General features: G+C 68.6%; 20 protein-coding genes. 3 read left to right on the forward strand and 17 right to left on the reverse strand.

Going from position 1 to position 21,141, the window contains the following annotated elements; all coding sequences use genetic code 11:
• Nucleotides 1-79 precede the first annotated feature (79 nt).
• Nucleotides 80-1,555 (forward strand): serine hydrolase domain-containing protein, encoded by a 1,476-nt coding sequence (locus ACQ1RG_RS15575; RefSeq protein ID WP_140955760.1) that lies wholly within the window; start codon nucleotides 80-82, stop codon nucleotides 1,553-1,555.
• Nucleotides 1,556-1,654: 99 nt separating this feature from the next.
• Here the strand turns inward: ACQ1RG_RS15575 and ACQ1RG_RS15580 are convergent, their stop codons facing one another.
• Both ACQ1RG_RS15580 and dxr read right to left on the reverse strand, forming a co-directional pair.
• The gene (locus ACQ1RG_RS15580; protein ID WP_140955759.1) at nucleotides 1,655-3,175 is read right to left on the reverse strand and encodes a M50 family metallopeptidase; all 1,521 of its coding nucleotides are present in this window, start codon (nucleotides 3,173-3,175) and stop codon (nucleotides 1,655-1,657) included.
• Nucleotides 3,172-4,446, reverse strand: coding sequence for a 1-deoxy-D-xylulose-5-phosphate reductoisomerase (gene dxr / locus ACQ1RG_RS15585; RefSeq protein WP_430600247.1), 1,275 nt, complete (start codon nucleotides 4,444-4,446; stop codon nucleotides 3,172-3,174). Before dxr ends, ACQ1RG_RS15580 begins: the two co-directional genes overlap by 4 nt.
• A gap of 96 nt (nucleotides 4,447-4,542) precedes the next feature.
• Here dxr and ACQ1RG_RS15590 point away from each other — a divergent pair, with 96 nt between their 5' ends.
• Nucleotides 4,543-5,742: an acyl-CoA dehydrogenase family protein gene (locus ACQ1RG_RS15590; protein ID WP_040341771.1), complete on the forward strand. Its 1,200-nt coding sequence runs from the start codon at nucleotides 4,543-4,545 to the stop codon at nucleotides 5,740-5,742.
• Between the two features lie 109 nt (nucleotides 5,743-5,851).
• Here the strand turns inward: ACQ1RG_RS15590 and ACQ1RG_RS15595 are convergent, their stop codons facing one another.
• The 8 genes from ACQ1RG_RS15595 to rpsB all read right to left on the reverse strand — a co-directional run bounded on the left by ACQ1RG_RS15595 (nucleotide 5,852) and on the right by rpsB (nucleotide 13,020).
• Nucleotides 5,852-6,520, reverse strand: coding sequence for a hypothetical protein (locus tag ACQ1RG_RS15595; RefSeq protein ID WP_009378358.1), 669 nt, complete (start codon nucleotides 6,518-6,520; stop codon nucleotides 5,852-5,854).
• The gene (locus ACQ1RG_RS15600) at nucleotides 6,513-7,073 is read right to left on the reverse strand and encodes a DivIVA domain-containing protein (protein ID WP_009378357.1); all 561 of its coding nucleotides are present in this window, start codon (nucleotides 7,071-7,073) and stop codon (nucleotides 6,513-6,515) included. Before ACQ1RG_RS15600 ends, ACQ1RG_RS15595 begins: the two co-directional genes overlap by 8 nt.
• 129 nt (nucleotides 7,074-7,202) lie before the next feature.
• Nucleotides 7,203-8,504 (reverse strand): 23S rRNA (adenine(2503)-C(2))-methyltransferase RlmN, encoded by a 1,302-nt coding sequence (gene rlmN / locus ACQ1RG_RS15605; protein ID WP_240388916.1) that lies wholly within the window; start codon nucleotides 8,502-8,504, stop codon nucleotides 7,203-7,205.
• A gap of 106 nt (nucleotides 8,505-8,610) precedes the next feature.
• Entirely contained in the window at nucleotides 8,611-9,618 is a 1,008-nt protein-coding gene (locus ACQ1RG_RS15610; protein ID WP_009378355.1) for a phosphatidate cytidylyltransferase, read from the reverse strand.
• Nucleotides 9,618-10,175 (reverse strand): ribosome recycling factor, encoded by a 558-nt coding sequence (frr, locus tag ACQ1RG_RS15615; RefSeq protein ID WP_009378354.1) that lies wholly within the window; start codon nucleotides 10,173-10,175, stop codon nucleotides 9,618-9,620. The genes ACQ1RG_RS15610 and frr overlap by 1 nt, the downstream gene beginning before the upstream one ends.
• A gap of 88 nt (nucleotides 10,176-10,263) precedes the next feature.
• A complete protein-coding gene (gene pyrH, locus ACQ1RG_RS15620; RefSeq protein WP_040341769.1) occupies nucleotides 10,264-11,016 on the reverse strand; it encodes a UMP kinase in 753 nt (250 codons plus the stop codon).
• A gap of 159 nt (nucleotides 11,017-11,175) precedes the next feature.
• Nucleotides 11,176-12,003, reverse strand: a complete 828-nt coding sequence (gene tsf / locus ACQ1RG_RS15625) for a translation elongation factor Ts (RefSeq protein ID WP_009378352.1) — start codon at nucleotides 12,001-12,003, stop codon at nucleotides 11,176-11,178.
• Nucleotides 12,004-12,036: 33 nt separating this feature from the next.
• Nucleotides 12,037-13,020 carry a 30S ribosomal protein S2 gene (gene rpsB, locus ACQ1RG_RS15630; protein WP_063249026.1) on the reverse strand — a complete coding sequence of 328 codons (984 nt, stop codon included), beginning with the start codon at nucleotides 13,018-13,020 and terminating at the stop codon, nucleotides 12,037-12,039.
• Nucleotides 13,021-13,814: 794 nt separating this feature from the next.
• On the opposite strand from rpsB, the gene ACQ1RG_RS15635 reads away from it, so the two are divergent.
• On the forward strand, nucleotides 13,815-14,723 hold the full coding sequence (locus tag ACQ1RG_RS15635) for a peptidoglycan DD-metalloendopeptidase family protein (protein ID WP_223289966.1): 909 nt from the start codon (nucleotides 13,815-13,817) through the stop codon (nucleotides 14,721-14,723).
• 26 nt (nucleotides 14,724-14,749) lie between these two features.
• Here ACQ1RG_RS15635 and ACQ1RG_RS15640 read toward each other — a convergent pair whose 3' ends face one another.
• The 7 genes from ACQ1RG_RS15640 to lepB all read right to left on the reverse strand — a co-directional run bounded on the left by ACQ1RG_RS15640 (nucleotide 14,750) and on the right by lepB (nucleotide 21,125).
• The gene (locus tag ACQ1RG_RS15640; protein WP_009378349.1) at nucleotides 14,750-15,874 is read right to left on the reverse strand and encodes a tyrosine recombinase XerC; all 1,125 of its coding nucleotides are present in this window, start codon (nucleotides 15,872-15,874) and stop codon (nucleotides 14,750-14,752) included.
• Nucleotides 15,875-15,891: 17 nt separating this feature from the next.
• On the reverse strand, nucleotides 15,892-17,121 hold the full coding sequence (dprA, locus tag ACQ1RG_RS15645) for a DNA-processing protein DprA (protein WP_040341767.1): 1,230 nt from the start codon (nucleotides 17,119-17,121) through the stop codon (nucleotides 15,892-15,894).
• Nucleotides 17,118-18,782: a YifB family Mg chelatase-like AAA ATPase gene (locus ACQ1RG_RS15650; RefSeq protein ID WP_009378347.1), complete on the reverse strand. Its 1,665-nt coding sequence runs from the start codon at nucleotides 18,780-18,782 to the stop codon at nucleotides 17,118-17,120. Before ACQ1RG_RS15650 ends, dprA begins: the two co-directional genes overlap by 4 nt.
• Nucleotides 18,779-19,195, reverse strand: coding sequence for a YraN family protein (locus tag ACQ1RG_RS15655; RefSeq protein WP_009378346.1), 417 nt, complete (start codon nucleotides 19,193-19,195; stop codon nucleotides 18,779-18,781). Before ACQ1RG_RS15655 ends, ACQ1RG_RS15650 begins: the two co-directional genes overlap by 4 nt.
• A gap of 174 nt (nucleotides 19,196-19,369) precedes the next feature.
• Nucleotides 19,370-19,687 (reverse strand): DUF2469 domain-containing protein, encoded by a 318-nt coding sequence (locus ACQ1RG_RS15660; RefSeq protein WP_009378345.1) that lies wholly within the window; start codon nucleotides 19,685-19,687, stop codon nucleotides 19,370-19,372.
• Complete coding sequence (locus ACQ1RG_RS15665; protein WP_009378344.1) at nucleotides 19,684-20,424, reverse strand: ribonuclease HII; 741 nt, start codon at nucleotides 20,422-20,424, stop codon at nucleotides 19,684-19,686. Before ACQ1RG_RS15665 ends, ACQ1RG_RS15660 begins: the two co-directional genes overlap by 4 nt.
• On the reverse strand, nucleotides 20,424-21,125 hold the full coding sequence (lepB, locus tag ACQ1RG_RS15670) for a signal peptidase I (protein ID WP_009378343.1): 702 nt from the start codon (nucleotides 21,123-21,125) through the stop codon (nucleotides 20,424-20,426). Before lepB ends, ACQ1RG_RS15665 begins: the two co-directional genes overlap by 1 nt.
• Nucleotides 21,126-21,141 lie beyond the last annotated feature (16 nt).

The raw sequence follows: 21,141 nt of genomic DNA on the forward strand, positions 1-21,141 counted from the left end.
TGGGCGTTGCCTGTCAGCGCCGCGCGGTCCGCACCGGCCCCGACCCCGTCGCGTCAGTGCCGGATGAGACACTGATCACATGGACGAACAGGCGCAGGCGGAGAGCATGACGATCGCCCCGGTGCGCCCGGACCTCGACGTCATCGCCGACCGGCTCCACCGTGCCGAGCGGGAGCTCTCGGCCGTGGGCGGGGAGGTGGCGTTCGGCATCGTCGTGAGGAACGGACCCGGTCACGCCGAGGCGAAGCTGACCAACCCGTACCGTCCCTTCCGGATCGCCTCGATGACGAAGTCGTTCACCGCAGCGGTCATGGGCTCGCTCGAGAACGGCGGGCTCAACTACGACTATCCGATGTACTTCCTGGTCCCCGACCTCAAGGGCACCGCCGTCGGCGAGCTCACCGCCCGCGAGTGCCTGACCATGGGCACGGGATTCGGCAGGGACGACCCGTGGGCGGACCGGATGGAGTCGATGAGCCGCTTCGACTTCCTCACCTTCCTCCAGCGCCCGCTCGTGCCCATCGCTCATCCCGGCACCGGATTCGAGTACTGCAACCTCGGCTACGCGCTCCTCGGTCTCGCCGCGGAGTCGGTGACCGACCGCACGTTCCCGGAGATGGTGACCACCGAGGTGACCGGACCCCTGCAGATGCCCCGCACCGGTTTCGATGTCGCCGACTTCCCCGACCTCGTCCCCGGTCTGCGCATCGACCGGCTCGGCAGAGCGCACAGACTGACCCCGACGCGGCCGGGCGCCTTCTCGGCGATCGGCGGCATGGTCTCGACAGCCCACGACATCTGCCAGTGGATGACCATCCACATGGACGCCCTCGACGCCGAGGCGAACACGGCACCGGGTGCGTGGTCGCACGTGCTCGCCGCGAACCAGCGGCCGCACCGTCCGATCGCCGTCGAGACGAGCCGGCTGCACACCGAGGAGGTCCACTACGGCTACGGCCTCATGCACCGGCAGGACTCCCGCTTCGGCCGTGTCCTCTGCCATTCCGGCGGCTACCCCGGATACGGCTCGCACATGCGGTGGTTCCCCGACCTCGGCTTCGGCATCGTCGTCCTCGGCAACACGACCTATTATCCGGCCGAGCGCATCGTCCGCGACGCCGTCGACGCCGCGTGGCTGACCGCCATCGGTCGCGCCGAGGAGAACCCTCGCCTCCGCCGGGACGAACCCGTGACACGGGCCTCACCCGTGCTCGAGCGTGAGACCGCACCTGCCCCGACGCACCCGCTGCCGCCGGGTCCGCGCACCGGACGCACCGTCCTCGGTGCCGTGGCCGCGACCCTGACGTGGGATGACGCGTTCGCCGATGCGCACTTCGCGGTGAACATGGACCTCGACGAGCCACGACAGGAGAGGAGGGAGCGCACCGCAGCCTGGCTCGAGTCGCACCGGGTCGATGCGACCCGACCAGTCACCGTCGACGACCTGACGATGGAGACCCGACTGCTCGGAACCGTCACCGTGGCAGAGGGGGCAGCGATCACCGTTCGGCTCGACCACCTCGGCGATGTCCAAGCGATCACCCTGAGCGAGTGAGACCGCGGCCGGAAGCCTAACGGCTGGGGCGGCGGCACGGCGGCGTACCGGCTGGGACTGCGGCCCGGCGGCGCGCCCGCTGGGGCAGCGCCGGCCTACCTACCCGGCCGAACGGAAGATCGCGTCGAGGGTGATCGGCTTGACGAGGTCGACGTAGACGAGCAGTGCCGTCATGGCGAGCATGAGGCTGATGACGACGTAGGTGAGCGGCAGCAGCTTCGCCGTGTCGAAGGGCCCGATCTTCCCGCGTCCGCGCCACCGGTTGATCCGCCGCCTCGCCCCTTCGTAGAGGGCGACGGCGATGTGCCCGCCGTCGAGCGGCAGCAGGGGGATCATGTTGAACGCGAAGAGGAAGATGTTGAGGGAGCCGAGGACCCCGAGGCCGAGCTGGGCCTTCTCGACGACCTGGAGCTCATCGGTGGAGACGATCTCGCCGGCGACGCGGCCGACGCCGACCATGCCGACGAGACCCTCGGCGTCACGCTCCTTCGCCCCGGTGGCGACCTGCGCGATGTCGACGAGCTTGACCGGGAGGGTGACGATGGCCTTGAACACGCCGGTGACCTGATCCCACACGGCGCCCGGGAACTCCGCCAGCGGCAGGGGCTGACGCTCCTGGACCGGCCCGATGCCGAGGAAGCCCTCGGTCACGGTCTGCGGGCTGCCGTCGGGGTTCGTCAGCGGACGCCCCCGGTCGTCGACGCGGGGACGCTCGTGGGCGATGATCGGCACGGACACCGTCTGCGCCTGCCCGTCGCGGACGAAGTCGACGTCGACGCGCTGGCCGGCGTGGTCCTTGATGACCGAGGAGAGCTCATCCCAGTTCTCGGTCGGGACACCTGCCACCGCGGTGATCTCGTCGCCGGGTTCGAATCCGGCCTCCCACGCGGGGGTGAGCTGATCGCCGGGCTGGCATGAGTTCTGCTGTGATGCGGGTCGCTCTGCCGCCTCCGAGGCGGGCACCGCGCACTCGACGACGGTGGCGACCGTCGTCGTCGGCGTCATCACCCCGATGCCCATGAGCGAGATCGCCATGATGATGATCCCGAGGACGAGGTTGACGAAGGGCCCGGCGAACATGACGACGAGGCGCTTGGGCACGCTGAGCGCGTAGAACGTCCGATGCTCCTCCCCCGGTGCGATCTCGTCGTTCGACATCTCCCGGGCATCGGCCATCGTGTTCTCGAACAGCCGGCCCTTCCGCTTCCTTGGGCGCCGCTCGGCATCGCCGAGCATGTCCTCATCGGTGACCCGGCCCTCATCCGGCACCGTGTCCGGCGCGATCTCCGCCCCCTCGCCGAGGCGGTCGTCCGACTGTGCGGCAGCGCCGTCGGTCCGCCCGGCGACGGCCGGCTCGCCCACCCGCTGCTTCGTCGCCTCGAGCGGCGGGTACATGCCGGGCATCGCGATGAACCCGCCGAGCGGCAGGGCCTTGATCCCGTACTCGGTCTCACCGCGGCGGAACGAGAACAGGGTCGGCCCGAAGCCGACCATGTAGTGGGTGACCTTGACCCCGAACCGCTTCGCCGGGGTGAGATGACCGAGCTCGTGGAGCGCGATCGAGATCGAGATGCCGATGAGGAAGAGGACGATCCCGAGGATGAAGAGGACGACCGTCATCGCCTCACCTCGCTCGAGCGCCCGGCGGCGACGACCGCGGGCTGAGCGTCGGGCTGTGCGTCACCGGTCTGTGCGGCGACGTGATCGCGCGCGAACCCCCGGGCCCACGCGTCGGCGGCGAGCACGGTCTCCACGGTGTGCTCGGGTGCGGGCTCATGGGCGGCCAGGGCCCGTTCGAGACCCGAGTCGATGCCGGTGAACGGGATGTCGCCGGCGATGAATGCCTCGACGAGGACCTCGTTGGCGGCGTTGAACACCGCAGGGTAGCTCCGGGCCCGCTTCCCCGCCTCGATCGCGAGGCTGAGCGCGGGGAACGCGACATGGTTGACCGGTTCGAACGACCAGTGCATGGGCTGACCCCAGTTGTTCGGCACGGCACCCGAGGGGATCCGGCGGGTGGTGCCGTCATCCTGGGTGCCCAGGGCGTAGGCGATGGGCAGCCGCATGTCCGGAGGGGAGATCTGGGCGATCGTCGAGGCATCGGTGAACTCGACCATCGAGTGGATCTGGCTCTGCGGGTGGACGACGACCTCGATGTCGTCGAAGTCGATGCCGAAGAGCAGATGGGCTTCGATGACCTCGAGCCCCTTGTTGACGAGCGTCGCCGAGTTGATCGTGATCATCGATCCCATCGACCACGTCGGATGCTTGAGCGCCTGGGCCGGGGTGACGCGGCGCAGCGCTTCCCGGGTCATGCCGCGGAAGGGCCCGCCCGAGGCGGTGATGACGAGCCTGGCGACCTCGCCGTGCGTGCCGGAGCGCAGGGCCTGCGCGATCGCCGAGTGCTCGCTGTCGACGGGGATGAGGCGGGCGCCGGTCCGCTCGGCGGCGTCGAGGACGAGGGAGCCGCCGATGATGAGCGACTCCTTGTTCGCCAGGGCGACGTCGGTGCCGGCCTCGAGCGCCGCGAGCGTCGCGCCGAGTCCGGCGGCTCCGGTCACGGCATTGAGGACGATGTCGGCCGACCGGCTCGCGACCGCCTCGGCGGCGGTCTCCCCCAGATGAATCTCACGAACGGGATCATCGATTCCGCGGTCTGCGGCGAGTTCGGACAACCGTTTCCGCACGTCGTCCTCACCGCCGGCGGGAGGAGAGGTCAGCCCGATGACGGGGACGGAGAAGTCGAGCGCCTGGGTGAGCAGAAGGTCGACCTGGGACCCTGCGGCAAGGCCGACGACTGCGAAATCCGTTGCGTTCTCGGCCAGTACGTCGAGGGCCTGAGTGCCGACCGACCCGGTCGACCCGACTACAATGACATTACGTTCGCTCACGCCTACCGATGATGCCAAAGTTCTCTGGGAAATGACTCGACAAGGGACTTCTCGGCGTGGGCGGAGCACACCAGATCAAAGGCGAGAGAGGTATAGATGAGTGCAACGATGAGCCCCGACGAGATCCTGGGACTGGATTCGGTCTTCGACGCCGACGACCTCGAGTTCGCGCACGTCGTCCGCAAGTGGCTCGACGAGAACGTCCGCGAGAAGATCGGCGACTACTTCCTCGATGCGACGATTCCCGCTCGTGAACTCGCTGAGGGCCTCGGGGAGCTCGGCGTCCTCGGCATGCACCTCGAGGGCTACGGCTGCGGCGGGTCGACCGCCACCCAGTACGGTCTCGCCTGCCGTGAGCTCGAGGCCATCGACTCGGGTCTGCGCTCCCTCGTCTCCGTCCAGGGGTCGCTCGCGATGTTCGCCATCCACCGCTACGGTTCGGAGGCGCAGAAGGAGGAGTGGCTGCCGAAGATGGCCGCCGGCAAGGCACTCGGCTGCTTCGGACTCACCGAACCCGACGTCGGCTCGGACCCCTCGGGCATGAAGACGACCGCCCGCAGGGACGGTTCCGACTGGATCCTCAACGGTTCGAAGATGTGGATCACGAACTCACCCGTCTCCGACGTCATGGTCGTGTGGGCGAAGACGGAGGAGACCGACGACAAGGGCCGTCCGGTCATCCGCGGCTTCGTCGTGCCGTCGGACACCGAGGGCGTGCAGACCCCGGAGATCCACCGCAAGATCTCCCTGCGGGCCTCGATCACCGGTGAGATCGTCCTCGACAACGTCCGCCTGCCCGAGGATGCGATGCTGCCCGAGGCCAAGGGCCTCAAGGCTCCGCTCTCGTGCCTGTCGGAGGCGCGCTTCGGCATCGTCTTCGGCGTCACCGGTGCCGCCCGCGACGCTCTGCTCTCGGCGATCGAGTACACGGGCACCCGGATCCAGTTCGATCGCCCGATCTCCTCATTCCAGATCTCGCAGCAGAAGCTCGCGAAGGCCTTCGGCCAGTACTCGCAGATCACGCTGCTCGCCGCTCACCTCGGTGAGCTCAAGGACTCCGCGAAGGGCGTGCGCCCCGAGCAGATCAGCCTCGGCAAGATGGTCAACGTCGACACGGCGATGAACGTCTGCCGGGACCTGCGTGCGCTCTTCGGCGGTTCGGGGATCACGAGCGAGTACCCGCCGCTGCGCCACGCGGTCAACCTCGAGACCGTGCTCACCTACGAGGGCACCCATGAGGTCCACCAGCTCACGCTCGGCCGGGCCCTCACCGGGATCAACGCCTTCGCGAACTGAGGTCGACGCCGGTCGGCGTCCTCGACCGGCGCACCTGGTCATCCGACCGGTCGCTTCCGCCCCGCCCTTGTGCGCCGCCATCGGCGCCGAGGCGCGGGGCGGTCGCCATTCACCCCTGTCGGCGGAGGAATTCCTCGAGCCAGGGCAGGCTCTCAGCCGCGCTGAGGGGACCGTCGTTCGTGAGGACGAGGGTCTGAGACGGGTCGAGCGCGGCGACCTCGGCGGATTCGACGCGGGAGTCGCGCATCGCCTGGTCGAGGTTCGCGGTCTCCCCCGCGATGCTCACACCGACGCCCTCGAAGCGCGAGCGCACGACCTTGACCGAGGCCCGTCCGGGTTCAATCGGGTCGGCGTCGATGCCGACGATGCGCACCTCGGCGGGGTCGGTCTCCGAACCATCTGTGCGGGCGTCGACGACGACACCGAGGCGCATCGCAGCAAGCACACTGAGCGCCCGGGCGACAGCAGGGACATCGGCGTCGACGCGCACCCTGCTCGTCCCGGTGTCGACTCCCATCGTCCGGAGGATTCCGGCGAGTTTCGCGCTGCGGTCGAGCGCCTCGGCGCGGTCGAGTTCGACGGGCACGGCGAGTGCCTTGAGCAGGCGCGGATCGGTGACCTCGCGCCCGTCGATGAGGGGCGCGTCCGGGACGTCCCCGGTGATGACGGTGTCGTCGGTCCGACCGAGGACGATCGGGTAGTCGAGGATCTCGAAGACCGGGTTGAGGGTGCCGGGAGTCCCGTCACCGGGCTTGGTGAACCAGTGGAAGTCAGTCAACGGAGGCCATCACCTCGACGACGCGGTCGATGAAGGCATCGACCTGATCCTCGTCGTAGGCCTTGTTGCCCTTCGCGGTCTTGAACAGGACCCTGCGGACCTGGTCGACGCTCATCGCCACGCCCTGCGTGAAATAGGCGTTGACCTTCTCGCACATGTCGTCGACCTGGGCGATGTCGTAGCCGATGACGCCGGCGGGCGGGCTGTCGAAGCGCTCCCCCGCCTCACGGACGAGGCGTCCCCGCAGGGACGCGGCGACGCGGGTGAGCTCCTGCACCCAGGCGTCCTGTCCGGACTGGGCGATGAGGCGGTCGCGGGCCTGCTTGGCGAAGGCGTCCTCGAGGCGGTCGAGGGCGGCGTCGACGACGGCGACGTGGTAGCCCTTGCGGACGAGGTCGAAGCCGACCGTGCGCACGGCACGGGAGTCGAGGTCGCCGGGCTGCGGCGTGGGTCGTTCGAATGACTCGCGTGCCCTCTTGAAGAAGCTGTCGACCTGCTTCGGGTCGTAGCCGTTCTTCCAACCGGACATGCGGGGGAACGTCGTGTCCGCCATGATTCCTCCGTACAGAGTGTGTCGTTTCCACCATGATAGTTCGAGCATCGGTGGTCCGCCGCAGTCACTGCGGCGCGAAGTGTCGGTGGCTCGGGCCCGGGTCGGGTCCGGCCTCGGCCGAGTCAGGCGTCAGTCGGCGGCGGCGAGCTGTCCGCAGGCACCGTCGATGTCGGAGCCGCGGGTGTCGCGGATCGTCGTCGGAACGCCGGCGTCGACGAGCCGGCGGACGAACTCGTCGGCGACGGCCGGGTCCGAGGCCGTCCACACGGATCCCGGGGTCGGGTTGAGCGGGATCGGGTTGACGTGCACCCAGCCGCGGCCGCGGGCGTTGAGCTTCTTCGCGAGCAGATCCGCCCGCCATGCGTGGTCGTTCATGTCCTTGATGAGCGCGTACTCGATGCTCACCCGGCGACCGGTGACCTGGTAGTAGTTGAAGGCCGCGTCGATCGCCTCGTCGGCCTTCCACCGGGTGTTGACCGGGATCATCTCGTCGCGCAGCTCGTCATCGGGGGCGTGGAGGCTGAGCGCGAAGGTTACGGGGATGTCCTCGGCGGCGAGCTTGTTGATGCCCGGCACGAGCCCCACGGTCGAGACGGTGATCCGCCGCGCCGACATGCCCAGGCCCTCGGGCGCGGGGGCGACGAAGCGGCGGACCGCGTTCATCACCCGCTTGTAGTTGGCCAGGGGTTCGCCCATGCCCATGAAGACGATGTTCGTCACCCGTTCCGGTCCTCCCGCCGAGGCGGCCGCCGGGTCGGTCGCGGACTCGCCGGGGGTCTCGCCCTGCTCCTCGTCGGCTTCCGCACCGAGGGCGACCTCGTCGTCGGCGTCGGCGCTCGGCTTGGACGGTGCGAGTTCACCGGCGGCGATGGCCTGGTTGGCGCGGATGACCTGTTCGACGATCTCGGCCGTCGACATGTTCCGGGTCAGACCCTGCTGGCCGGTGGCGCAGAACGGGCAGTTCATCCCGCAGCCGCACTGGCTCGAGACGCACAGTGTGATGCGGTTGCGGTAGCGCATGAGGACGGATTCGACGAGCGCACCGTCGAAGAGACGCCAGAGGAATTTGATCGTGTCGCCGTTGCCTGTCGTCAGGCGCCTGACCTCGGTGAGCAGCGGAGGGAAGAAGCGCTCTGCAAGGGGTGCGCGCAGATCCTTGGGCAGGTCGGTCATCGACTCGACGTCGGTGTGGTAGCGCGTGAAGTAGTGGGTGGAGAGCTGCTTGGCGCGGAAGGCGGGAAGACCCATCTCGGTGACGGCGTCGATGCGCTCGTCCATCGTCATGTCCGCGAGGTGCTGCTGGGGTTGGGCGACGCGGGGGGACTTGAAGTTGAGCAGCGGGCGACCGTCGCGCATCGGGGTCGTCGACGTCGTCCCGTCGGCGTGTTCGACGACGGGCCTGACCTGTCTGCTTCCGGCTGGAGGTATCACTCCCCCATTGTCTCATGCCGGTCCCGGCGACGCTGTGTGGTCGGGGACACCCGAACTTTCGACCGCCTCGGCGAGGGGATGCGACGACCGGGCGGCCGTCCCAGCCTCACATGAAGCCGGGGAGGAAGGAGAAGAGGACGAGGGCGACGGGCGCGGTCGGGAGGATCGAGTCGAGGCGGTCCATGACGCCGCCGTGACCGGGCAGCAGGGTGCCCATGTCCTTGAGGTGGAGGTCGCGTTTGATCATCGATTCGCTGAAGTCGCCGAGGGTGGCGAACGCGGGGATGACGACGCCGATGACGAGCCCGGTCCAGAACGGGGCGTCGAAGAGGGTGATCGCCAGCGTCGTGGCGACGGCCGTGGTGAATACGACGGATCCCAGGTAGCCCTCCCAGGACTTCTTCGGCGAGATCCGCGGGGCGATGGGATGCCTGCCCCAGAGCACGCCGAAGACGTAGCCGCCGATGTCGGAGGCGACGACGCTGGCAAGGAAGATGATGACGTAGAAGTTGCCGTTGGGCAGGGTGAGGAGATAGACGACGAAGCACGCCATGAGGCCGACGTACGTGAGCGCGAAGAGGGAGAGGGAGACGTCCTTGACCGCGTTCTTGCGCCGCTCGACCATCGTGAAGAGCATGACGGCCCCGGCGCTTGCGGCGAACGTCACCCACAGGGCCTCACGGCCGCCGAAGTACGTGGCGACGACCATGCAGGCCGCGGAGATCATCGTCGGGATGCGGGAGACGAGCGATCCGGACCGGGAGAGCGCGTTGGCGAGCTCCCACATCGCGGCGACGATCGCGATGAGGATGATGAAGAGGAAGGTTTCGGGAAGGAGGATCAGCGAGGCGAGCACGATCCCGCCGATGAGGAGGCCGATCCCGATCGCCGCCGGGAGGTTGCGGCCGGCCCGGCCGTAGTCCTTGGGTGCGGGCGCCGTCTCGACCTCGACCTCGACGGCAGCGGTCTCCTGCGTGAAGACCGTGTCGGTGCCGCGGAGGTCGCGCCGCTTCGGGAACGGTGTCGGCTCTGGGGTCGCCGCAGTCTCCCGATCCGACCCCTCGTCGGGGGTCGGATCGGAGGTGGGACGGTCGGGCCCGGTCAACGCGATCATCAGACCTCGAGGAGCTCGGCTTCCTTCTGGCCGAGCAGCTTGTCGATGGCGTCGACCTTCTTCTTCGTGATGTCGTCGAGTTCGGAGATCGAGCGGGTGACCTCGTCCTCGCCGGCTTCGCCGTCCTTCTTGATCCGCTCGAGGGTGTCCTTCGCGTGGCGGCGGATGTTGCGGATCGAGACCTTGCCGTCCTCGGCCTTGCCCTTGACGATCTTCACGTACTCCTTGCGGCGCTCCTCGGTGAGTTCGGGGAGGACGACGCGGATGACGTTGCCGTCGTTGGCGGGGTTGGCGCCGATGTCGGAGTTGCGCAGGGCGTTCTCGATGTCACCCAGGGTCCCGCGGTCGTAGGGAGTGACGAGGATCGTGCGGGCCTCGGGCGTCTGGAACGACGCGAGCTGCTGGAGCGGCGTGGGAGCGCCGTAGTAGTCGATCTCGATGTTCGCGAAGAGCGCGGGGTTGGCCCGGCCGGTGCGGATCGACGCAAAGTCCTCTTGCGTGAATTCCACGGCCTTGTCCATCTTCTCCCTGGCCTCTGCCAGTGTTTCTTCAATCACGAGACACTCTTTTCAGTCGATTGGAGCTGTGTGAACATTCTATGGGTCCGAGGTGGTTTTCTGCTGACCCGGACCGGTGCGGTGTGGGCTACTTGACCAGTGTGCCGATCTTCTCACCGGCGATGGCCTTGCGCAGGTTTCCCTCACCCTGCATGCCGAAGACGTGCATGGGAAGCCGGTTGTCCATGCAGAGGGAGAACGCGGTGGCATCGACGACTTTGAGACCCTTCTGGAGAGCCTCCTGGTAGGTGATCTCGTCGATCTTCGCAGCCGTCGGGTCGAGCTTCGGGTCGGCGGTGTAGACGCCGTCGACGCCGTTCTTGGCGATGAGGACCTCATCGGCGTGGATCTCGAGCGCGCGCTGGGCCGCGACGGTGTCGGTGGAGAAGTAGGGCAGACCGGCGCCGGCGCCGAAGATGACGACGCGGTTCTTCTCCATGTGGCGCATCGCCCGGCGCGGGATGTAGGACTCGGCGACCTGGGACATCGGGATCGCGGTCTGCACGCGGGTGTCGACGCCGAGCTGTTCGAGGAAGTCCTGCAGAGCGAGGCAGTTCATCACGGTTCCGAGCATTCCCATGTAGTCGGCGCGCGTGCGGTCCATGCCGCGCTGGGAGAGCTCGGCGCCGCGGAAGAAGTTGCCGCCGCCGACGACGATGCTCACTTCGACGTCCTCGACGGTGGGGGCGACTTCCCGGGCGACGGCAGCGACGACGTCGGGGTCGACGCCGATGCTGCCTCCGCCGAAGACCTCGCCGGAGAGCTTGAGGAGCACGCGGCGACGATGCGTGCGCACCGGTCGGCTGGCGTGGCTCGATTCGTGTACCGGGGTGGATGTCATGAGGTCCTTCTTCCATGCGTTCGGCGCCGCCGCAGGCAGCGCCGATCCGGGTGGTTCGTCTGGGTCAGTCTAGCGAAAACGGGGCCGGACCCATCGGTCCGACCCCGTCATCGGATCCTGTGGGAGTCCTCACGGACCCCCACAGCGATCACAAGCGGATCAGGCTCCCACGCGGTAGCGGAGGAAACCGGTCGCCTTGAGGCCGGCGGCCTCGAGGACCTTGCCCACGGTCTGCTTGGGATCCTTCGCGAATCCCTGGTCGAGCAGGCAGTTCTCCTTGAAGAAGCCGTTGACGCGGCCTTCGATGATCTTCGGCAGAGCCTGTTCCGGCTTGCCTTCGTTCTTCGCGGTGTCCTCGGCGATGCGGCGCTCGTTCTCGACGAGCTCGGCCGGGACGTCCTCACGCGAGAAGTACTTCGGCGCGAGGGCGGCGATGTGCACGGCGACGTCGTGCGCGACGGCCTGGTCGTCACCTTCGTAGGCGAAGAGAACACCGACCTGCGGGGGCAGGTCCTTGTTCGTGCGGTGGAGGTAGGACTCCACCTTCTGGCCTTCGAGACGACCGACGCGGCGCAGGTCGACCTTCTCGCCCAGGGCGGCACCGGACTCGGTGATGAACTGGGCGACGGTCTTGCCGTCGGCCTCGACCGAGAGCAGCGACTCGGCTGACTCGGACTTGTTCGACACGGCGAGTGCGAGGACTTCGTCGGCGAGGTCGATGAAGCGCTGCGACTTCGCGACGAAGTCGGTCTCCGAGTCGAGCTCGATCATGGTGCCGACGCCGCCGTCGACGAAGGTGGCGACGAGACCGTCGGAGGTGGCACGGCCTTCGCGCTTCGTGGCGCCCTTGAGGCCCTTCACACGGAGGAGCTCGATGGCCTTCGCCTGGTCGCCGTCGGCCTCATCGAGGGCCTTCTTGACGTCCATCATTCCGGCGCCGGTCTTCTCGCGCAGTTCCTTGATGTCAGCGGCAGTGTAGTTTGCCATTCTTTCTCCTAGTGGTGGTGGAGGTGAGTGAGATCAGGACTCGGTGGAGTCAGCGGCAGCGTCGGCGGCTGCGGCCTTGCCCTCGGCGTCCGCTGCCTTCGCATCGGCGTCGGCGACGGCACCTTCGGCGGCGGCGTCCGTCGCGTCGGTGGCGGTGGTCTCCTCGGACTGGGCCTCGGCTGCGGTGGCAGCGGCGGAGGCTTCGGTCGAGGCGGATGCGGCGTCGGCGTTCGCCTCGGCGGCGTTGCCCTCGAGGAGCTCGCGCTCCCACTCGGGCATCGGCTCGACGGCGGAGACGTTCTTCTCACCGGACTCGTCGTCGCCGGAGTGGCGGGCGATGAGGCCCTCGGCCACGGCGTCGGCGATCACGCGGGTGAGCAGCGAGACCGAGCGGATGGCGTCGTCGTTGCCCGGGATCGGGTAGGTGACGTCGTCGGGGTCGCAGTTGGTGTCGAGGATCGCGATGACCGGGATGCCCAGCTTCTTCGCCTCGTCGACGGCGAGGTGCTCCTTCTTCGTGTCGACGATCCACACAGCGGACGGGGTGCGCTGCATGTCGCGGATGCCGCCGAGGGTCTTCTCGAGCTTGTCCTTCTCGCGACGGAGGATGAGGAGTTCCTTCTTCGTGTGCGAGGAGCCCGCAACGTCGTCGAAGTCGATCTCTTCGAGTTCCTTCAGCCGGCGCAGACGCAGGGAGATGGTCTGGAAGTTCGTGAGCATGCCGCCGAGCCAACGCTGGTTGACATACGGCTGGCCGACGCGCTTGGCCTGCTCGGCGATCGATTCCTGGGCCTGCTTCTTCGTGCCGACGAAGAGGATGGAGCCGCCGTGGGAGACGGTCTCCTTGACGAACTCGAACGCGGTGTCGATGTAGCCCAGCGACTTCTGCAGGTCGATGATGTAGATGCCGTTGCGCTCGGTGAAGATGAAGCGCTTCATCTTCGGGTTCCAACGACGGGTCTGGTGTCCGAAGTGAACGCCGCTGTCGAGCAGCTGGCGGATGGTGACGACGGCCATGCCGACGCCCTCCTTTCTCGTGCACCCTGCGGGTGCGTTGTGCCATGGTTCGCGGCCAACACGGGGCTGGCGGCGACGATGGCGGTTTCGGTTGATTCCTGGTACCCGGTTCGCCCAACCCACATGCGCGTACGCATGCACCATGGGATGGAGAAGAGATCGGATACGCGTAGTCAGAAGACACGCTTCTGCTGAGGGCAGTCTATCGCGGGTGGCCAAGCCTGCGCCAATCGGAGGATGTCCCTCGCCGAGGCGGCCGCCGGGTGTGCCTGTCCCGTGCCCGGGCGGCTGCGCCACCTCCCGCCGAGGCTGCCGTCGGGTTCGCGTCGCCTCTGCGCTCTCGGGCGGGCTTCCCGCTTCCGCGACTCGTGCGCATTCGGCTGTGGACGCGCATTGCGCTCAGCATGCCTCCCCGCGGTGTGGGGCACCGGCGAGGGTGAGCGGAGCCCGGCCCATCGGGGGTCCGGTGGTCCCACTCGTGTGCTCTCTCCTGTGCATGCGGCACCGACTCGTGTGCGCGCGGCCTGTGGACGCCCGATGGTCGTCCACAGGCGGAGAATCCTCTGCTGACAGCACCGGCGGCATCGATTTCCATGGGCGTTATGGCCGTTCCCGAATCGACTCGTCCGCCCCACCGCAGCGCTGCCCCTCTTCCGCGACGGCGACTGTCGGCCCGTCCGACTCGGCGTCCGTCTGCGCGTCCGCCTCGGCGACGCAAAGCCGGTCCCCTGCCGAGCAGGCCGCTGCTGTGGATCAGCGTCCTCGTCACCGCGGTTCTCGTCGCCCTCGGCGGCGTGGGCGCAGCTGACGCCTCCCCGCAGGCTTCCCGAGCCGCGGGCACCACCTGGGTCACGCCGGTACCGGCGATGGAGATCGTCACCGCCTTCGATCCGCCGCGGGAGACATGGCTGGCCGGGCACAGAGGCATCGACGTCCGGGCCGTACCCGACGAACCCGTGCGCGCCCCGACCGCGGGCACCATTCGCTTCCGCGGCTCGGTGGCGGGCACCGAGACGATGAGCATCACGACGGAGTCCGGTCACGTCGTCTCCTTCCAACCGGCGCGTTCGGATGCCTCCGTCGGCGACCGCTTCGCAGCTGGTGAGCAGATCGGCACGGTCTCGACGGGCGCGCACTGCCAGGAGTCCTGCCTCCACATCGGCGTCTGGCCTAAGGACAGCGACCGGGCGTATGTCGATCCGGCGCCGTTCTTCGGTCAGGATGCGTCCCTCCTGCTGCCGCTCGCACGCAAGCCGGCCGAAGAGCCGGCCGGCGATGACACGGATTCGGGTGCGGGCGGGTGGGGCGGACACCGGAATGGGCGCATTCCCGCCTCGGCGCTGTGCCCGCTCACCACCGCCCCCGGGCACATGCTCCGATGCGATGCGCAGGCCGCATTCGACCGCCTCTCCCACGCGTACTCCGCGCGGTTCGGCAGGCCGATCTCGGTCACCGACTCCTACCGGGACTACGACACCCAGGTCATCCTCAAACGGCGCAAGGGAAAGCTCGCGGCGACGCCGGGGACGTCGAACCACGGGTGGGCGCTCGCGATGGACCTCGGGGGCGGCATCAACTCATTCGGCAGTGCCGAGCATCAGTGGATGCGGGCGAACGCTCCGACGTTCGGATGGGTGCATCCGTCGTGGGCACGGCAGGGAGGGTCCCTGCCCGAGGCATGGCACTGGGAGTTCAGGAAGTGAGCGCGTGCCGGACGTGAGCGAGTCGCTCAGGCCCGCGGGTGGGCCTGCCGGTAGGTCTCCTGCAGGCGCTGCATCGACACATGGGTGTAGATCTGCGTGCTGCTCAGCGTCGAATGCCCGAGCAGCTCCTGGATCTGGCGCAGATCGGCACCGTTGTCGAGCATGTGCGTGGCAGCCGAGTGGCGGAGACCGTGCGGTCCGATGTCGGGGGCGTCGGGGTTGTTCGCGCCGTAGCGGTGGACGAGCTCGCGGACCTGGCGGGCGCCGATTCGGCCTCCACGCAGGCCGAGGAAGAGCGCGTCACCGCTCCTGTCGGTGGCGAAGCGCTCCCGCAGTCTCAGCCAGATCGCGAGGGCATCGCGTGCCGGGCCGCCGAAGGGCACCCGGCGCTCCTTGTCGCCCTTGCCGAGCACGGTGATCATCGACCGCTGGTGGTCGACGTCGCTGCGGTCGAGGCCGCAGAGTTCGGATACGCGCACGGCCGTCGCATAGAGCATCTCGAGGATGGCGGCGTCCCGGGCGAGCAGCGCCTGAGCGTCATCGTCAGACTCTGCAGCCTCATCCTGTTGGGAGTCCGCCCCCGCTCCCCTGCTCGCTGTCGCTCCGGCCCCCTCACGCGCGCGGTCCGACCCGGCTCCTCCCCGCCGATTGCCTCCGTCACCACTGCGTCCTGCCGAGACGAGGGCGGCCGCCTGCTGGGGTTTGAGCACGGTGGGCAGCCGTGAGTCCTTCTTCGGGGTGCGCAGACGCGCGGCCGGGTTGGACGGCAGTCCGTGGGTGCTCACGCAGTAGGAGAAGAACGATTTGATCGCCGCGATCTTGCGCGCCACCGTCGACTTCGCCGCTCCCGCATCGTCGAGGGCGATGAGCCACGACCGCAGATCGTCGAGGCTGATGTCGGACACGGCGATCCCACGTCCGGACCCCACTGACCCAGCGCCACCCGAATCGTCGGTCTTCCGTGACCGGTCGGTCTCCCGTGACTGTTCGGGGGTCCGGGTTGCGCGTCGCCCCGGCAGATGGGCGGCGTGCGCGAAGAAGTCGCCGACATCACCGACGTAGGCGCGGCGGGTATGGGCGGAGACGTCACGCGCGCGCAGGTGGTCGGCGTAGTCGTCGACCACCTCGGGGAAGCGAGGCGATGAGGTCACGCTTCAAGCGTACTCGTTCAGCGCCGGCGCAGCTTCTTCCACCCGGGCCCGTCGCGTTCGCTCAGTCCCTCGATCTCGAGGAGGGCGAGCGCCGAGAGCGCATCGGCCACCGTCAGGCCCGCTCTGGCCGCAAGCGTGCCGACATCGAGGGCTTTCGTCGCCGAGAGCGCGTTGAGGCAGATCCGCTCCCGTTCGCCGAGGTCGTCGACCCGGTCATCGCGGCCGCCCGCTCCAGAACCCCCACCAGCTCGAGAGGAATCCCCGGCTGCACTGCCGCCGAGGTCGCCCAACGGCAGCTCCTCGGGCCGGACGAGGTCGAGGACGTCGGGGGCGCCGGTGACGAGGTCGGCTTCCCTCAGACGGATGAGCCGGTTCGTTCCGGCCGATGACGCCGAGTACACCGACCCGGGGTAGGCGGCGACGACGCGGGAGAGTTCGAGCGCGTGCCTGGCGGTGTTGAGCGCCCCGCTGCGCCACCCGGCCTCGACGACGACCGTGGCAAGCGCCGAGGCGGCGATGAGGCGGTTGCGCAGGAGGAACCGGTGGCGCATCGGAGTCATCCCGGGTGCGGTCTCGGAGACGAGGAGACCGTGCTCGAGCACCTGTGCGAAGAGGTCCGAGTTCGCCGCGGGATAGAACCGGTCGACTCCCCCGGCCATGAATGCGACCGTCGTGCCCTCCCGGGCGAGCGCCGCACGGTGAGCGGCCGCGTCGATGCCGAAGGCTCCCCCGGAGACGACGGTGTACCCGTCGGCGGCGAGATCCCAGGCAAGGTCGGAGGCGCACTTCGTCCCATAGCCGCTCGCCGCCCGCGCCCCGACGACGGCGACCGCCTGCGCAAGCGCCTCGCGCAGGGTCGCCGACCCGCGCACCCACAGCCCCAAGGGCGCTGCGGGACCGAGTTCGTCGATGGCGGTCGGCCATTCGTCGTCGGTGGGGATGACGAGACGTCCGCCGAGGCGGGCCATGCCTTCAAGGTCGTGTTCGCCGTCGGCGTCGGCGGCGCGCACTGCCCACCGGGCGAGCGCCTCGGGGAGTCTCCCCTGACCGGTGATGTCCCCGAGCTCGGCGGAGAGCCGTCCGACGACCTCGTCGACCGCGACCGCCCCGGAGGAGATCGCCCGGATGAGTTCGACCGCGGTCACAGGGCCCGCGGCATCGACGAGGGCCTTGAGCAGGCCGTCACCGGGTTCGCCGATCCGCAGGAGTGCTGCGACGGCGATGCGCTGCGGGGTCACGTCCATCATGTCTCCTGGGTCCGCAGCGCGAGGGCCGCAGCGATCCGGTCGGCGTCGGGAGCCTCCGCCCCGGCGAGGTCGGTCAGGGTCGTGGCGACCCGGAGCACTCGGTCGTAGCCGCGCATCGTGATCCTCCCCGTCTCGAGCGCGCGGTCGAGGCTGCGCAGAGCTGCCGGTCGCATCCCGAAGTGGTCGCGCAGCCACGGCCCCGGTGCCATCGCATTGAGCGACCAGTCGCAGTTCGCATACCGATCCGCCTGCGCGCGCCTCGCGTGCTCGACTCGTGCGGCCACACCTGCGCTCGACTCCTGCTCCCCGCCGAGACGCAGGTCGGCCGGAGTGACGGGGTAGAGCTCGAGCTGGAGGTCGACACGATCGAGGAGAGGCCCGGAGAGGCGATTGCCGTACCGGCGTCTGTCCATCGGCGTGCAGTTGCACACCGTGTTCGCGCCCGCCTGCATGCCCGCCCCGCACGGGCACGGGTTCGCGGCCATGACGAGCTGGAACGATGCCGGCAACACCATCGACCCCCAGGCCCGGTGGATGTGGACCTGACGGGCCTCGAGCGGCTGCCGCAGCGCTTCGAGCACGTCCCGGGAGAACTCCGGCGCCTCGTCCATGAAGAGGACACCCCGATGGGCTTTGCTGAGGATGCCGACCGTGCCGGGCTTCCTGCCTCCCACGAGCGCCGAGGCGGTGCTCCGGTGATGGGGTGCCTCGAACGGCGGCCGGTGATCGAGCTCCTCACCGGGCACGAGTTCCCCGCGCAGAGAGCGCACCGCGGCGACTTCGAGGGCCTGGGCGTCGTCGAGCGGTGGGAGGATCCCGGGCAGGCACTGAGCGAGCAGGGTCTTCCCCGCGCCCGGGGTGCCGCGCATGAGGAGGTTGTGACCGCCCGCAGCGGCGACCTCGAGCCCGAACCGAGCCTCATCCTGCCCCTGCACCTCGGCGAGGTCGTGGAGTTCGGTCGGATGCGCTCCCGGTCCGGGAGCCTCGACGACCGGTGGCAGGGCGGGAACGGCGAGGCTGCCGCCGTAGGCGTTGACGAGTTCGGCCAGCGAGGACACCGCGAGGACATCGACGTCTCCGATGAGCGCGGCCTCCGCCCGGTTGCCGGCGGGAACGACGAATCGGTCGAAGCCGGCGAGCAGGCCGCAATGGAGGCTCGGCAGCACGCCGCTCACCGGTCGGATGCGGCCGTCGAGGCCGAGTTCCCCACAGTGGATGACCGCCTCGGTCTCGGCGGAGCTGATGATCCCGCGGGCCTTGAGCACGGCGACGGCGATGCCGAGATCGAAGCCGGTGCCGATCTTCGGCACACTGCCCGGGGTGAGGTTGATCGTCAGATGCTGGGTGGCGACCGGGATGCCGAGGAAGGCGAGCGCCGCACGCAGCCGCTTGCGCGATTCGCTCACCGAGGCGTCGGGAAGGCCGACGATGTCGATGCCGGGAAGACCTGCGCTGACGACGGCTTCGATCGAGACGATCTTTCCGGCCAGCCCCCAGAGGGCGACGGCGGCGGCCCGTCCGACGACGGTCTTCTCCGGTGTCGTCTCGCCACTCCTCGCGTCCTCGACTCCCAATGGTTCGTCGCCGTCGGGGCTCCAGTCGGCGTCGACAGCATCGCAGTCATCCCCTGGGTCATCGACGATGTGCAGCTGTTCGCTCATGCGTCGACCTGCACATTGCGCACATGGGTGACGGTCGGGCGCGGTGACATGACGATGCCGATCGCGTCGATGCGGGTCGCAGGGTAGAACTCGGCCTGCTCGCGCAGCCACAGTCCCGAGAGCATCCTGATCCGACGCAGCTTCACCGGCGTGATCGCTTCGAGCGGTGAGCCCTGCCGCATCGTGCGGCGGGTCTTGACCTCGACGAAGACGATGGTCGCTCCGTCGCGGGCGATGATGTCGATCTCTCCCTCACGGCACCTGACATTGCGGTCGAGGACGACCATGCCCTCGGCCTCGAGGCGGGCGACGGCGAGGTCCTCACCCGTCCGGCCCAGGGCGAGCTGACGGTCACCGCGGGTCGGGGTGTCCGTCGGCCGCGCAGTCCGTCCTGTCTTCGTCGTCCGTGCCATGCCGTCCAGGCCACCACAGCACGTGGTCGTCTGGAAGCATCAGAGAACGGCCTGTGGACAGCGGTTGAGCCTCCACAGGCCGTGAGCACATGAGTGCGCGACGCTCCACACCCGGATCACGCACGAGTCAGGGCTGTCAGCCTCGGCGCCGACGGCATTCCGTTCAGCGGCGGCTCAGCGCCCGATCGAGGTCGGCGGCTCGAGGTCGGACTTGGCGATCTCCTCAATGTTGACGTCCTTGAACGTGAGCACGTGGACCATCTTGATGAACCTGGCCGACCGGTAGCTGTCCCACACCCAGGCATCGCGCAGGGTGAGCTCGAAGTAGACGTCGCCGGCGTCGTTGTGCGCTTTGAGGTCGACGTGGTTGGCGAGGTAGAAGCGGCGTTCGGTCTCGACGACGTAGGCGAAGAGACCGACGACATCGCGGTACTCCTTGTAGAGCTGGAGTTCGAGCTGGGCCTCGTAGTCGTCGAGATCGTCTGTGCTCACGTCGTTCCTCTCTTCGCGTCGTTCTCGGGGTGCAGCCGGAAGCTCATCCGGTGGTGGAGGCTCGGTCCGTGCTCGGCGATGGCCTGCCGGTGGTGAACGGTTCCGTATCCGACGTTCGACTCCCAACCATACTGCGGGTGCGCCTCGGCGAGGCTGATCATCGTTTCGTCGCGGTGCACTTTCGCCACGATACTCGCCGCCGCGATGACGGGAACGCTGCCGTCGCCCTTGATCACGGTGCGCACGGGCGGCAGCTCCATGTCGGCGGCGGGCCCGAATATCCCCAGGCAGTCGAGCGTGAGTGGAGCCGAGAGCCAGTCGTGCTTGCCGTCGAGGAGGATCATCGTCGGTCGCGACGACGCACCCGCACCCGGGCCGCCGGACGCTGTGCCGAGCGCACCCTCGAGTGCCCGCCGAGCCGCGAGGTTGAGGGCCATGGTCATCCCGAGGGCGTCGATCTCGGCAGGCAGGGTCGATCCGACGGCCGAGGCGTGCGCCCATGCCTGGACGCGAGCGGTCGCCGCCGACCGAGAGGGACCGTCGAGCTGTTTGGAGTCGTGGATGCCCTCGGGCACGTCGGCGGCGCACAGGGGGCCGAGTTCGAAGACGGCGACGCCGACGCTCACCGGTCCGGCGAGCGCTCCGCGTCCCACCTCGTCGACGCCGATGACGATCTCATACCCCTCGGCGGCGAGTGCGCGTTCGACGCCGAGGTCGTGCAGTCCTCGTCCGGTCATCAGCTGACAGTGATTCCCTGCGGATCGGGCACGTCTGCGAAGACGTCCTTGGGGGTGGAGACCCACCGGACGTGGCTGAGCGGCCAGTTGACGAAGAACACGGTGCCGACGACGTTCTCGGCGGGAACGAACGGCTGGGTGTCCTGGTGGTAGCGCGAATCGGCGGAGTTGCTCCGGTTGTCGCCCATCACCCAGTAGGAGCCTTCGGGCACGGTGACGGAGAACTCCATCTCGGAGGGCGCAGTGTCCGGCGGCAGATACGTCTCCTCGATGGGGGTGCCGTTGACGAGGATCCTCCCCTGGGCGTCGCAGCATTCGACGGTGTCCCCGCCGACCCCGATGACGCGTTTGACGAGCTGGTTGCCCGCGTCGGAGGGGGCGAGGCCGAGGAATTCGAGGACGGGGTTGGGCTGGTAGGCGGACACCTCGGCGTCGGTGAGCCAGTCGTCGGGATCGTCGAAGACGATGATGTCACCGCGGTTGGCCGGGCCGAACTTGGGGGCGAGCTGGTTGACGAGGACCCGGTCGTCGATCTGCAGGGTGTCCATCATCGAGCCGGAGGGAATGTAGAACGATCGGACCACCCAGGTCTTCAGCGCGGTGGAGATGAGGAGGGCGATGATGATGATGACCACGGTCTCGGCAAGGCCGCGCAGGAGCTTCTTCGACTTGGGCGGGGAGGGCTGAGGTTCGGTGGTCATTCGTTCGCTTTCGCAT

This window comes from Brevibacterium sp. K72, from assembly GCF_050562175.1.
GTDB classification, from domain to species: Bacteria; Actinomycetota; Actinomycetes; order Actinomycetales; family Brevibacteriaceae; genus Brevibacterium; species Brevibacterium casei.

Excerpts from the sequence above, each read along its gene's own strand:
- ACQ1RG_RS15575 (WP_140955760.1), top strand. The coding sequence starts at position 80 with ATGGACGAACAGGCGCAGGCGGAGAGCATGACGATCGCCCCGGTGCGC.
- ACQ1RG_RS15580 (WP_140955759.1), bottom strand. The coding sequence starts at position 3,175 with ATGACGGTCGTCCTCTTCATCCTCGGGATCGTCCTCTTCCTCATCGGC.
- ACQ1RG_RS15590 (WP_040341771.1), top strand. The coding sequence starts at position 4,543 with ATGAGTGCAACGATGAGCCCCGACGAGATCCTGGGACTGGATTCGGTC.
- ACQ1RG_RS15600 (WP_009378357.1), bottom strand. The coding sequence starts at position 7,073 with ATGGCGGACACGACGTTCCCCCGCATGTCCGGTTGGAAGAACGGCTAC.
- ACQ1RG_RS15610 (WP_009378355.1), bottom strand. The coding sequence starts at position 9,618 with ATGATCGCGTTGACCGGGCCCGACCGTCCCACCTCCGATCCGACCCCC.
- pyrH (WP_040341769.1), bottom strand. The coding sequence starts at position 11,016 with ATGACATCCACCCCGGTACACGAATCGAGCCACGCCAGCCGACCGGTG.
- tsf (WP_009378352.1), bottom strand. The coding sequence starts at position 12,003 with ATGGCAAACTACACTGCCGCTGACATCAAGGAACTGCGCGAGAAGACC.
- rpsB (WP_063249026.1), bottom strand. The coding sequence starts at position 13,020 with ATGGCCGTCGTCACCATCCGCCAGCTGCTCGACAGCGGCGTTCACTTC.
- dprA (WP_040341767.1), bottom strand. The coding sequence starts at position 17,121 with ATGATGGACGTGACCCCGCAGCGCATCGCCGTCGCAGCACTCCTGCGG.
- ACQ1RG_RS15650 (WP_009378347.1), bottom strand. The coding sequence starts at position 18,782 with ATGAGCGAACAGCTGCACATCGTCGATGACCCAGGGGATGACTGCGAT.
- ACQ1RG_RS15655 (WP_009378346.1), bottom strand. The coding sequence starts at position 19,195 with ATGGCACGGACGACGAAGACAGGACGGACTGCGCGGCCGACGGACACC.
- ACQ1RG_RS15665 (WP_009378344.1), bottom strand. The coding sequence starts at position 20,424 with ATGACCGGACGAGGACTGCACGACCTCGGCGTCGAACGCGCACTCGCC.
- lepB (WP_009378343.1), bottom strand. The coding sequence starts at position 21,125 with ATGACCACCGAACCTCAGCCCTCCCCGCCCAAGTCGAAGAAGCTCCTG.